Source organism: Shewanella sp. SW32, assembly GCF_025653365.1.
Taxonomy (GTDB): Bacteria; Pseudomonadota; Gammaproteobacteria; order Enterobacterales; family Shewanellaceae; genus Shewanella; species Shewanella oncorhynchi.
The window spans coordinates 33,298-46,023 of the sequence record NZ_JAKKSJ010000031.1 but is presented as its reverse complement, the minus strand read 5'-3'; the positions used below and the strand labels follow the sequence as shown (position 1 = coordinate 46,023).

Annotated in this window: 8 protein-coding genes; 3 read left to right on the top strand and 5 right to left on the bottom strand. The window is 45.1% G+C overall.

Going from position 1 to position 12,726, the window contains the following annotated elements:
- Positions 1 to 354: 354 nt before the first annotated feature.
- From L5M28_RS17635 to L5M28_RS17625, 3 genes are all read left to right on the top strand, one after another.
- A complete protein-coding gene (locus L5M28_RS17635; protein ID WP_105250092.1) occupies positions 355 to 1,104 on the top strand; it encodes a transcriptional regulator in 750 nt (249 codons plus the stop codon).
- Complete coding sequence (locus L5M28_RS17630) at positions 1,097 to 1,651, top strand: hypothetical protein (RefSeq protein WP_113939813.1); 555 nt, start codon at positions 1,097 to 1,099, stop codon at positions 1,649 to 1,651. The genes L5M28_RS17635 and L5M28_RS17630 overlap by 8 nt, the downstream gene beginning before the upstream one ends.
- A 95-nt stretch (positions 1,652 to 1,746) precedes the next feature.
- Complete coding sequence (locus L5M28_RS17625) at positions 1,747 to 3,150, top strand: hypothetical protein (RefSeq protein ID WP_028761621.1); 1,404 nt, start codon at positions 1,747 to 1,749, stop codon at positions 3,148 to 3,150.
- Here the strand turns inward: L5M28_RS17625 and L5M28_RS17620 are convergent.
- The 5 genes from L5M28_RS17620 to srmB all read right to left on the bottom strand — a co-directional run bounded on the left by L5M28_RS17620 (position 3,131) and on the right by srmB (position 12,519).
- Positions 3,131 to 5,368, bottom strand: a complete 2,238-nt coding sequence (locus tag L5M28_RS17620; protein WP_263204091.1) for a PAS domain-containing protein — start codon at positions 5,366 to 5,368, stop codon at positions 3,131 to 3,133. The two genes, L5M28_RS17625 and L5M28_RS17620, sit on opposite strands and share 20 nt — an antisense overlap.
- Before the next feature lie 190 nt (positions 5,369 to 5,558).
- A complete protein-coding gene (locus L5M28_RS17615) occupies positions 5,559 to 6,266 on the bottom strand; it encodes a TatD family nuclease-associated radical SAM protein (protein WP_263204090.1) in 708 nt (235 codons plus the stop codon).
- A gap of 228 nt (positions 6,267 to 6,494) precedes the next feature.
- Positions 6,495 to 9,686, bottom strand: a complete 3,192-nt coding sequence (locus tag L5M28_RS17610) for an efflux RND transporter permease subunit (protein WP_263204089.1) — start codon at positions 9,684 to 9,686, stop codon at positions 6,495 to 6,497.
- Positions 9,686 to 10,897 (bottom strand): efflux RND transporter periplasmic adaptor subunit, encoded by a 1,212-nt coding sequence (locus L5M28_RS17605; RefSeq protein WP_263204088.1) that lies wholly within the window; start codon positions 10,895 to 10,897, stop codon positions 9,686 to 9,688. The genes L5M28_RS17610 and L5M28_RS17605 overlap by 1 nt, the downstream gene beginning before the upstream one ends.
- A gap of 362 nt (positions 10,898 to 11,259) precedes the next feature.
- Entirely contained in the window at positions 11,260 to 12,519 is a 1,260-nt protein-coding gene (gene srmB, locus L5M28_RS17600) for an ATP-dependent RNA helicase SrmB (RefSeq protein WP_105250089.1), read from the bottom strand.
- Positions 12,520 to 12,726 lie beyond the last annotated feature (207 nt).

The window sequence follows — 12,726 nt, the reverse complement described above, 5'->3', positions numbered from 1 at the left end:
TGCTTGAGATAAATATTGTGATTTACGCCGGAGGATATTTGCCTTTTACATGAGCGGTAAATAGTGTCACTACAATAGAATTAACCGACTTAAATTCTGCATTTTAATTAACTAAACAGATTGTAAGGTGCTCATCGTCCCGATATTTATTATATTTATGTAAATTTATGCCGAATTTCCCATGTGCTAAATGGCATTTATTCCTGTGAGTTAACGCATGTTTTTGCCTAATAGCGCTGAACTTGGGGGTCGTCTCACGAAAATTAACTATTTGCTGACTTGGGTTAGCAAGATCACATTAATCATTAGTTAGTTTGCATAGACTTAACTTTGTGTTTTTATGGAGTTGAGTGGATGTTGATGCAATTGGGAGACTGCAGGTTTGATCGGGAACGAGGCATACTGATTGAGTTGTCTCGCGATGAATCTTGGCATCTTCCTCGAGCCGAGTTACAAGTGCTTAATTTACTTGTTGAGCATCAAGGTAAGTTGGTTTCTAAGCACATGCTGAAGACGGGGGATGGAAAGCATCCGCCGCTAACTGATACCTCTGTGGCCCGTGCTGTTTTTATGCTTCGCAGCTTTCTTGGACCTCAATATGAGGGCTTGATTGAAACCGTGAAAGGCCAAGGTTATTTACTCCAACCATCTAATGGGACTGAGTTTAGAGGTGTTAATTACCTCAGATTGCACACAGTGCCTTTGTGGAGTGCCTTAGTGTTATTCGGGTTTATGTTAGCGTTTTCGGTGTTTTATTTGAATCATACGGATCACAGCAAGCCAACCCAAGCACTTATGACCTCAATATTACCTTTGGCTTCAGGCCAGCAAGTACGATTACACTTATTTGCTGATTCCAATACTAATAACACTTTACTCTTCGAATTAGGTGAGCGCTTAAGTGCAGGATTAATCGCCTGCGGTCAAAGTGATTGGGCTGATGTTTATGCTTCTTTGTCCCATGATAAACAAGTGCTTAATATTACTTTTCGAGGCGAAAAACTCGGTCAGTCAGTGATCCGTAATATTAAAATCAGTGATTTCACTCGACCGAAAACCTTCATCGATGCTGCTTGGCTGCAGGAGGTTAACATCTGTGGCTAAATGGCTAAAGTGGACGATTAATATTGTTATCTTGTCGGCATTGATTATGGCCTGCGGTGTGATATACAAACAGTCGGCTACCAATCAGACGATGATTTTAAATTGCAGCTCTGAATTATTCGACCGCCATTCTAGTGCCAATCCTAGCGGCAGCTCGAGTGTTAGCAGTGACGGTAAATTTTACCTACTCGTGGATGTTTTGATTGCCGCTGACAATACGCAGATCAATTATCGTTACTTTAATATTGACGGTACGAGTGCGGGCAATATTTTAATGCAAGGCAAAGTCGACAGTATTGAGGCCAATAGCATGACCTATAAAGTTACCGTTAAAACGAAAACGGAATCTGAAATTGAAAAGCAAAAAAATTGGCCAGAACATATGAAATATCTATCCTATATCAGCAGCTTACATTTTAATGACTCGGAAATGCACAATCTCAGTATCGAGGTGTTAGATATGGATGACACCAAAGATTATGCCGTGGTCCTTTTTCAGCCTAGCAATACCATTTGTGGATGCAGAATCGTAAATAGTCGAATTTAATCAGTGAATTTGAGTTTATTTCAGTTAAGATTAGTGCTCATTGATTTGTGATTACTGTGGTGAGTCTCCAGTGAGGGATTCATGAAAAGGGTGTTGTGTCTAAGATACGTGTAAAGCAAGAAGAATCCCTGTCGATTAAGTTCAGCCATCAGATGGAAAAGGGCGATAATCGTCAGCTTGATCTCTATTTCTTTTTACCTAAGGAAATGGGCATAGGCTCGCGCACGCTCAATGAAGAAGAGTATTACTACAGCTCAATAGTTGGACGTCGCTCATACTATTCAGAAGGCTTGCACTTACCTCTGGTGCAGGGGCGTTTTGCCAGTTTAAATCGCCGTACTGTTGAAGAATTCAGGTTGTACCTAAATCTCTTCGCTTATCAGTTTGCGGTTGCGGTTGAAAACGATGTTAAAGAACTCAATCAAATCACAGATGTAACCCATTTTTATTTTGCCCTCGACGAATTACGCGAACAAATTGCCCAGTTGCTGAAAAAGTTTCGTCGTAACGAACCGGGTGATCCCAAATGGAAATCTTACTTTGAAAATGCTGATAACTACTTGTCTTGGTTTTGTGAGCAGCAGTTACTCAAAGTGCTCGCTTATGCCACTCGTACCAGTGATTTCAACGATATTTTAGAGCGGGTACTCACGCTCTGCCGTAATGAATGTGCCTATCGTGATGAGCATAAGTACAACTCAGCGCAAACTAAGCAAGATCCTAACCGTATCTCTAACAAGATGTTGTTGTTGCGCCGTTTAATCCAACAAGGTGTGGTACTCAAAGAAGAGTTAAAGCCTTTAGGGATTGGCCTTAAAAAGTTTACGACAGGACTGGCGACCGCGTTAGTGATGTTGGTGGTGTCTGCGTTGATAATTCAAGCGCAGGGCGCCTTTAGTGGTTTTACTATTGCACTAGTGCTGACTTTGGCTGTGATCTATGGTTTCAGGGAAATCTTTAAGGACGATGTGCGCAATGCCATGTGGCGATTTATTCAGCGGGGCAGACCACGCTGGAGCCGCATTTTACGGGATACTACGAGTCAGGCGGTTATCGCTAAGCAGTTGGTATGGCTTGAGTTTATGCGTCAGCAAGATCTACCCGAAAAAGTCAGTGACATTCTAAAGCACAGACATAGCCAAAATAAAGTCGATGCGGAAATTCTGCACTATAAAATCGCCACTAAGGTGAATCAGAGTGAATTCCAAGCGGGATATTCGACTATTCAAGAGCAAGTTAGCTTTAGCTTAGTGCCTTTCGCCCGTTATTTAGAACGGGGTAAAGCGAAGATTTATAAGGAAGTTGAAGGCAAAATTAGTTATGAATCGGTTGAGCGGCGCTATCAAGTCAACCTGATTTTAGTGTTGCGTGATGGGCGCGAAGCCCCGCAGTATATTCGCTATAAAATCACCATGAACCGCTCGGCAATCATAGAAATTACCCAGAGTCAGTTGCCTGACTCCGTTAATGCACCCGAATCTACGATTGATGACGAGTAAAGGCTTGACCGATATTCTGATCGTTATTTTGCTTCGCCCGTTTTAGGGCGACTTCGGCATTATTCAAATATTGCTCTAATGTCTGGCCTTCTTGATAACCCGCAATACCAATACTAATACCTTCCCCTAAGCCATTACCATTGAGCTTTTCCATCATATTGAGGGCAAAGTTGTGCGCATGGGTGGCGTCTGTGTCTGGTAACATCACAATGAGCTTCCCTAGCTGCCAATGCAGAATTTGATAATTAGCTGGAATTTCAAGCAATAATTGCACTTCTATTTCTTGCTGACGATTTGCCAGTTGGTCGATATCACTCATGTGGCTTAGCATGCCCTCTGGATTGATATCCATTAACAGTAAGCTTGAGCTGAGACGGCTTGGTGGCGGCAGAGAGTTAAAGTAACGTTCTAAATCTGCCAAATTCAGCAGAATAGTACTGCGATGGGGCACAAGGTTACGCTTCTCTGTGCCTCGACCACGCTCGGCGGCTTGCTCTAAAGTGCAGACGATATAATCAATCTCACCATCGGCGGCCACATGGCCCTTCAAGGTGGCTTGCAAACAATTGGAATGCGGCTGTTTAGGTGAGCATAGAATTTGCCCTTGCCACTGACCTTGCATGGCAATTTGGGCGCTGATCCTCTGCCATTGATTGCCTAAATCATTCGCGAGTAATGACGCTAAATCTTGATTTAAATCGCCATTGAGTTGCATTAGCGCATCGAATACTGGATTGATTTTAATCAGTTTACCGTTAGCATCTGTGAGGGCTGTCGCGACTGTGTTATCGCATAAAAGCTCACTGAGAAAAGCATTTTGTTTGCTGCTGATTAACTCACTGATGTCCTCAAGGGTGATTAATAGATGTGGTGAGCCTCGGCTCGCCCTTGGTGCTTGGCGGATATGAACCCGCAGCGTGGGGCCATCGATACTGTCTAGACTGATTTCACCAGACCATTGACCTGTTTTATGTACCTGCTCCATTAACTCCGTGTAGGTTTTATCATCGAGGCATAAGGTACGCTGTAGGCTTCGGTCTGTCAGTTCATCTAATGGTACTAAGGTCGCTTGTGACGCTTTAGTATTGGCGCTGATGACTCTGGCATTTTCGTTGACCATCATAAAGCCGATGTCACTATTAAATAAGCCATTAGCAACATCAATACTGTATTGGCGTGAACGCTGTTGTAAGCGATACATGTGGCTGAGTAGTACAACCCAAGCGGCTAAAACCGTTAATATTAACGATGCCACAATGACAATGTTTTGCCATTGTGAGAAACGAGCTGCTATGTCTGAGTTGCGCACATAGGAGAGTAAAAAATATTCTCTGTGGGTCTCAGGTTGGGCTGTGAGTTCGATTTTAAGGTAAACATAAGTGGCTTCTTCACCGTGGAATTGTCCAAAGTTGCTCATGGACATATCGCGCCACAGGGCCGGATAGCTCTGTCTTAAACTTGCTCCTAAGGTCTCTGGCATATTGCTTAGAGGGGCGAGATCGCTCGCGCCCGCATAGAGTAATCCTTGAGTATCAAGCACTAACATAGGGGACTTATTGCTTGAAAAGGCTGGTTTTATGGCCTCCAGCATTTTTACCATAGAGTTGTACGTCACCAGATAACCGATAGAACTCTGATCGGGCTTCTCGAGCCACGCCATTTGATACATATAAGGTTCAAGCATGCCGTCTATCGGAACAAATTCCAGTGGCGAGGTATAGACCTCCTTGCCACCCATGCTCCGACTCGCTCCAAGTAAGGTCGGTGGTAAGGCATCTTTATTGAAATTAGGGGGAGTTGAGAATTTATAGTTACCTTGGGGATCGTACAGTGCAATGCCGAGTAACTCAGGAATATGTTTTACTAGATCTTGCCAGTTTTCCTGCAATTGAAGTTGTTGCTTGGCGGTAGGATTGCTTAAGTATTGTTTTAGCAGTTCCCCATTGGCGAAAATTTGGGTTCGAAATTGCTGAAAAGACACTTTATCTGCGATCAATGAGCCTATGGTTTGCAGTTCACTGTATCTTTGCGTTGCCCACTCTTCTTGCAGGCGTCGTTCACCTAACGTAATGATTAAGTGAGTTAAAATAATCATGCCAATCACCAGCATAGAAAGCTGGCTTGCAATAGCGAGTAAGCGTTGATGCGACCAATAGATCCCTTGAGTTAAAGAGAGCAGTGGCGCAGCGGGATACGTGCTTGGGTTATTCTTCAGCATGAACCGATTATGAGTGGGTGAACTGTTAATTTCGCTATGTTAACACGAAAGAATTGTTACGACAGTGCCAAGTTACTCAGCAAGATTTCTTGAGTAAAAGTTAAGACGATTCACACATGTACCACTCAGGTAATCGACAGTGTTATCTGCTTGGGTATTTCAGTCGATTTTGGCTGTATTAGAATGCCGTTTAGCCTAAGGCGCCTAATATGCGATGCTTGAATTCGCAGCCGTAGGACTCAACTTGTTCCCGACAGATGTCGATATCAACCCCCGCCAATCCTTCGATGGCTGAAACTTGTACCGTTTCAATATAGTGTGGCGCTAATGCGATGAAAGCATGTACGGCGGCATAAGAACCGGCGAGTTTGGGGCGACAATGTTCCATATAGGCGGCTTCATTATCCGCATTGAGGGAAATGGATAAACTATCAACGCAGTTGGCCAGTTCTGGCAAAATATTGCGCCTATGGACTAAATTACCTAAACCATCGGTATTAATGCGTACTCGCCCGCCTCTTTGTTTAATTTCTTTCGCCACCTCAAGCAAAGTTGGAAGATTTAAGGTCGGTTCGCCATAGCCACAAAACACATATTCTTCGAAGTCTTTAACATCGCCAAGCAGTGGAATAATTTCTTCGGGCTTAGGTTGGTGACACAGTGCCAGTTGATATTCGTGGATCTGTTTACTGCCATTATGTTTTGGACAAAACGCGCAGCGCAGGGTGCAGCGACCCGTAATATTAAGGTAGCGACTGCGACGAATATCATAGACAAGCGTTTCAGTCGCACAGGTTTCATTTGTGCAAACTTCATCTGTTATGTGACCGTTCGCTAGGGTTTCTGTGGTGACAATTTGTGGTTTATCAATATTTTGCTTGTGCAGATGCTCAGACATAATGATGGGTTTCATTTTAACGATAGCTGACGACTTAAACACAGTGTAGCGAAAGCCTGATGCGATAACTGTCAACTAGATCGCAACTTGAAAGCTCAAGCCACTCGCAGCAGACTCAAAATGACATAGATGATTGAGAGGTTATTGACTCGCACAGAGGATTAAAAAGAGAGCCTAAGCTCTCTTTTTAAGGTTCAAGACATTGATTAACTGCTTCTAGTTAACTTCCTATAGATAGTCTTTTTTATAGTCAGTGGGGACTGGCGGCTCTAAATGCTCAGGTGTAAAGTCCACTTCATGGTCTTTTTTAGGCTGCCACCACCAATGGAAGAAGCGGCTGCTAGTGCGCTTAACGTCGTCGAGTATGATGTACAGCAAGGGCACTAAAATTAGCGTCACAAGGGTCGAGAACAGGATACCGAAAGCGAGGGATGTCGCCATAGGGATCACTATTTGCGCCTGCAAACTACGTTCGAGAATAATAGGCACTAAGCCGACGAAGGTGGTGAGTGACGTCAGGATGATCGCCCTAAAACGATAACAGCCTGAATCGACCGCCGCCTGCCAGACCGATTGCCCTTGCTCCCGCGCACGGTTCACAAAGTCCACCAAAATCAAGGAGTCGTTCACTACCACACCCGCTAATGCCACTATGCCGCAGAGACTTAACACGCTCATCGCGAGTCCCTGAATTAAGTGACCAAACAGGGCGCCGATAATCCCGAAGGGGATCACAGACATGATGATTAACGGCTGACTGTAGGATTTAAGTGGCACGGCCATCAAAGCATAAATGGTGAACAGCGCAAAGAAGAAGCCTTGCATCAAACCGACCATGGCATTCTGTTCATCCAAACTGCCACCGTCCAGTGCAGTTTGGATTTTAGGGTACTTGGCCTGCAATTGTGGCAGGTAATCTTTTTGGATTTCTTGCACTACTTTTGAAGGTTCAACGATGTTTTTGTTGGCATTTGCCGTGATGGTGATCGCTCGCTTACCGTCAACACGGGTAATTGAGGCGTAGGATTCACCTTTTTCAATTTGTGCCACGGTTGAGAAGGGAACCGAAGTGCCCGTTGGCGTGCGGATCAGCATATTTTCAAGATAACCCACAGTGCGGCGCTGCTCTAATGGATAGCGCACCATTACCTTGATTTCTTCTTTATTACGTAAAATACGTTGGGCTTCATAACCATAGAAACCGTAACGCACTTGGCGGGCTAAATCGGAAAGGGTCAAGCCTAGGGCTTCTGCCTCTGGACGTATCTTCAGGCGAATTTCATGGCTGCCCGAGGAGAAGTTGTCGGCAATATCGTACACGCCTTCATAGCTGGCGAGTTTTTGCTTCAACTCTTTAGAGGCTGCGGACAGCTCATCGAGGTCACTCGAGGTCAATCTGAAGGAAATATCGCCGCCGGCATCGTTGGTGCTCGCGTTAAAACTGAGTTTTTTAACCGACAAAAGCTCAGGCAATTGTTCACGCCACGCGGCAGCAATCGTCACGCCATCGACTTCACGGTCTTCCCCTTTCGTCAGTTCGGCAAAAATAAAGGCAGAGGTACGGGAGCTCATATTGATAAAGCTGTGCTTCACCACTTGATAACCGTTATCTTTCTCCATTTTTTCGTTCATCTTGTACAGGGCTTCTTCTATGCTCTGTACTACTTTTAAGGTGTTTCCTTCGGAGCTGCCTTCATCCATCTCAAGTTCAACTTGAATAAAGTCTGAGGGAATGTCTGGGAAAAATACCCAGCGCACTTTGCCACTGGCGACTAAGGCAATAGACAGAATTAATACACCGATAAAGGCCGCGACCACGTTGTATCTGTGTTTGATACAGCGCTCGAGGAAGTTGCGATAACTGTGGTGAATAAAGTATTGCACTCTGTCGTTAAAATTGGCTTTTAGGTGGCCAAAGAATCCCTTTGGTGCGCCAGGTTTTTTAAACTTCATGTGCGCTAAATGCGCTGGCAGAATGAATTTAGACTCTACCAGTGAGAAGGCTAAACAGAGGATGACCACCATACCGATGGATTTCCAGATAATCCCCATAGGGCCAGAAACCATTAACATGGGAATAAATGCCGCAATTGTGGTTAAGACCCCGAAGGTCGCGGGCATCGCCACTTTTTGCGCGCCGCGGATCACGTTCTCAACCGAGTGACCGTGGCGTTCGACCTCTGTGTAGGCACTCTCGCCGATGACTATGGCATCATCCACCACTATTCCGAGCACCAAGATAAAAGCGAATAGGGTCAACATGTTGATCGTCATGGAGAAAGGTTCGAGCGGCATGACCAACATAGTGCCGAGGAAACACACGGGTATCCCCATCATGACCCAAAATGCTAACTTCAGATCGAGGAACATGGCTAAGATGATAAACACCAACAAGGCACCGTAAAACATGTTCGACATCATCATGTCTAAGCGGCCCTGGAGATAGTGGGTCATATCACCCCAAGTATCGAGTTGAGCGTTCGCTGGCAGTGTGGCGCGGCGCTGCTCTACGTACTGTTTGACTTGGTCTGCAATGTCTAAGGCGTTTTGATCATCAATGCTGGTAACTTCAATAATCGCAGCGGGTTTGCCGTTAAAGCGGGTATATTCCAAACGTTCTTCAAAATCATCTTTGATGGTCGCGACTTGTGGCAGCATCACGCGGCTACCGTCTGCGCGAGTTGTGACGACTATATTGGCAAAGTCATCGCCCGTGTAGGCTTGGCCTTTGGTGCGCAATAGAATATCGCCATCTTGAGCACGAATAGAGCCACCTGGTAAGTCTAAGGAGGAGTTTTGCACTGCTAATGCGACTTGTGAGAAGGTCAAGCCGTACTCTCGTAACTTATTCTCAGAAACTTCAATACCGATTTCATAATCGCGCACCCCAGTCACTTTCGCACGGGTTACCGCGGGGAGTTGGGTTAAATCGTCACGAACCGATTTAGCCAATTCTTTCATATCGTGGAGTGTCATATCGCCATAAACAGACACCCAAATGACGTTATTCTCAGGTTTGATTTGAGAGATATTCGGTTTTTCGATGTTCACTGGGAAGGTTGAAATTGCATCTAACCGCAGTTTGGCTTCATCGAGAATGGTCTGCACTTCGTAACCGTCTTCAACTTCAACGGTAATCGAGCCAACGCCTTCGCTAGCCACAGAAGTCACTTTCTTGATGCCGTTGATATCTTGGATGGCTTCTTCAATCTTGATGTTGATGCCTTCTTCGATTTCCTGTGGCGCCGCACCCGGATAGGCGACGGAAATATTTAATAAATTGAGTTCGAAAGAAGGAAAAACCTCTTTATTAATCAAAATACTGCTGAACAGGCCGCCGATGAGCAGAACACACATTAATAAGTTCGCGGCCACACTGTTGCGGGCGAACCAAGCTAAGATCCCTTTTTGAGTGTCCATTATTTGACTCCAGCGGCCGCAAGACTCGATTCAGGAGTATTTTCTTTTGGTGTCTCAGTGGGCAATGCCGCTTCACCTAAGATTTTGACCATTTGCCCATTTGCCATACTGTTGAAGTGGGTCGTAGCGACGCGTTCGCCCGTTTTTAGACTGTCTTTGATGAACACATTTTCTAAATCACTACGAACTACATTTACTTGGCGCATTTCAATGATATTTTTGTCGTTGACTAGGGCGACTTGGTCGTTACGAACCACATGGCGGGGCAATTTGACTATGCCATCGACAGTGCGACCTTTGATGACTGCATTGACGAAGCTGCCGTATTTAAGTGGTAAGCTACCTGGCACTTTATTCGCGCGCAGATAGGGATCTTTGATTTCTGCGACTAAATACACCATGCGATTTTCGGCATCGATAACACCTTCACTGCGGATAATATTGCCTTCCCAAGTATTTTCTTTGCCCGCCAAAGAGGCGCTAAGCGTGACTTGGGTATCGGGATTATCGACAGACTCTAAATAGGCTAAATCATCATTAGAAATGGGTAAGCGGATTTCGGCAACGCGAGTATCGTAGAGCTCACCTAGATTAGTGCCTAAGCTAACGTATTGCCCTAAATCGACATTTCTAACTTTGATTATGCCATCAAAGGGCGCGCGAATAACCGTGCGCTCAAGGTTACGTTGGGCGCGCGCCAGTGCTGCTTGTGCATATTTTACGTTAGCTTGTTCTTTTTTGAGTTGCGGGATACGTAGACCTAACTCTGGGGGCAAGCCCTTGTCGTAGCCTTTGAATTCGATTTTAGCGACTTCACCACGGGCTATTTCTTCGTTCAGTGCGGCGGTGGCTTGGGCCAGCGTCGCTTCGGCTTGCATTAAGTCAGCCTCGTAATCTGAGGGCTCGATTTGCGCTAATTGGTCGCCTTTCTTGACTATGCCACCTGCAACAAAATGAGGGGAGATAGTGAGCATTCTGCCTTGAACTTCGGTCACGAGTTGTGTTTTATACTTTGGGGTAACCACGCCGTAGGAAGGTAAGTTTAGCGATACTGTTTGCTGAGTCACTTGCGTGACATCAACGATAGGAATGGGCATCTCTTCAGGTTTTTGTTCTGGCGCCTCCTTCGTTTGCATTAATAAGGCTGCGCCAAATACAAACAGCAGCAGAATAAGAAAAGGAGACAGTCTCCTCACTAGGGTCTTCATCATATAATGGTTAAATCCATGCTAATCGCGTAATGGGGTTAAAGTAGCAGAGTCGGCCACGCCAATAAATTTATTTTTGTAAATTAAATGTTTCTAAAAGTGATGCCGCGACAGATATGCTCATCATGCATCGATATTTGGGCGAAAATTAGAGCAGAAAGGTGATGAAAGGTTCAGTTAGGTAATTGGAATATATTGAAAAAAGAATGAATACGTATTGGGGTTAACTGCTCTAAATTCGCCGCATTTCATTCTATATAATTAAACATAGCAGGATATTTTTAGTAAAATCACCCACGTAAGTTATATTTTGGTAATAAAAAAGCCGCATATAGCGGCTTTAGTTTGGTGAATTTAAGCGGGTATTACTTTTTCTTACGGGCGATTTTACTCGCTTTCTTTGCCGCTTCTTTCTTGCTCGTTTTCTTCGCAGCTTCTTTCGCTTTCACTTTGGCTTTTTTCTTACCCGGTGTGCGCGCTTCTTTATTCTTTGGACGCAGCTCTTCGATCACGCGGCGTTTCAACGGTTGCTCGATATAACGCTCGATTTTACCGACGATACGCATGTCGTGGGCTTCGGCAAGCGAAATCGCGGTACCTTTTGCGCCAGCGCGGCCAGTACGGCCAATGCGGTGGATATAAGTGTCAGCAGAACGTGGCATATCGAAGTTGATCACATGAGTGATATCGTCGATATCGATACCGCGTGCAGCCACATCGGTCGCCAACAGGACATTGACTTCACCTTTAGTAAAGCGACTCAAGGCTTGGAAGCGTTTCTTCTGTTCCATATCGCCACGCATAAAGGCGCAAGGAATACCGACTTTAAGTAACTGGCCTTCTAGGCTAGAAACGATGTCGCGGGTTTTCACAAATACGATAGTCCGTTTGACATCTTCTTGGCGTAGCAGATGACACAACAGCGCAAATTTATGCTCTTTATCATCGGCTAAGTGGATCCATTGGTGGATCTTGGCTTTTTCACTGCGAGGGGCTTCAACATCGATTTCAATCGGGTCGTTTAACACTTCACGGGCAAAACGTTGTACACCGCCGCCTTCTAAGGTGGCAGAGAACAGCATGTTCTGTTTGCGGCCTTGGGCCTCAATAGCAATGGCTTGCACCACAGAAGAGAAGCCCATGTCTAACATGCGATCGGCTTCATCGATAATTAAGATATCGACTTCTTGGGCGTTGAAATTGCCTTTGTCTAAATATTCCATCAGGCGGCCTGGGGTCGCGACCAGAATATCGACGTTGCCTGCTAAGGCTTCTTCCTGTGGTCCATAAGGAACGCCACCAGTAACGATAGCAATATCTAAACCTTGGCCCGTGGCTAGGTGACTCGCATAGCGGTGGATTTGGCTGGCTAACTCACGGGTTGGCGTGAGAATTAGCACTCTTGCTTGTCCAGCAAAACGACGGGGAAAGTCGATCAAATGTTGTAGCGATGGCAGTAAAAAGCTCGCTGTTTTACCTGTTCCTGTCGGGGCGCGCGCGAGAATATCTCTTTGCTCTAAGGCGTAAGGAATCGTTTCTTGCTGAATAGTGGTGGGTGAATGATGCCCCATGGCATTAAGCGACTCTAATAAGCTAGGGTCAAGCTGGAAATCTTCAAATTGCATGCGCAGCGTCTCGACGGATAATAGCGAAGCATTATAAAGGTTATGGCGGTTAACTTAAATAACTTATCTAGATCTCCGGTGTTTATCTTCTGTGTCAGTAAAGTTTTATGGTAATTGGCATAAGTTAATTACTTTTAGGTCAATGTATTAGCATTTAATTTGTGGGAAATTGGAGCTTTCGTTAAATTTGCCAAACTTAGCTAGCTT

Excerpts from the sequence above, each read along its gene's own strand:
- L5M28_RS17635 (WP_105250092.1), top strand. The coding sequence starts at position 355 with ATGTTGATGCAATTGGGAGACTGCAGGTTTGATCGGGAACGAGGCATA.
- L5M28_RS17620 (WP_263204091.1), bottom strand. The coding sequence starts at position 5,368 with ATGCTGAAGAATAACCCAAGCACGTATCCCGCTGCGCCACTGCTCTCT.
- L5M28_RS17615 (WP_263204090.1), bottom strand. The coding sequence starts at position 6,266 with ATGTCTGAGCATCTGCACAAGCAAAATATTGATAAACCACAAATTGTC.
- L5M28_RS17610 (WP_263204089.1), bottom strand. The coding sequence starts at position 9,686 with ATGGACACTCAAAAAGGGATCTTAGCTTGGTTCGCCCGCAACAGTGTG.
- L5M28_RS17605 (WP_263204088.1), bottom strand. The coding sequence starts at position 10,897 with ATGATGAAGACCCTAGTGAGGAGACTGTCTCCTTTTCTTATTCTGCTG.
- srmB (WP_105250089.1), bottom strand. The coding sequence starts at position 12,519 with ATGCAATTTGAAGATTTCCAGCTTGACCCTAGCTTATTAGAGTCGCTT.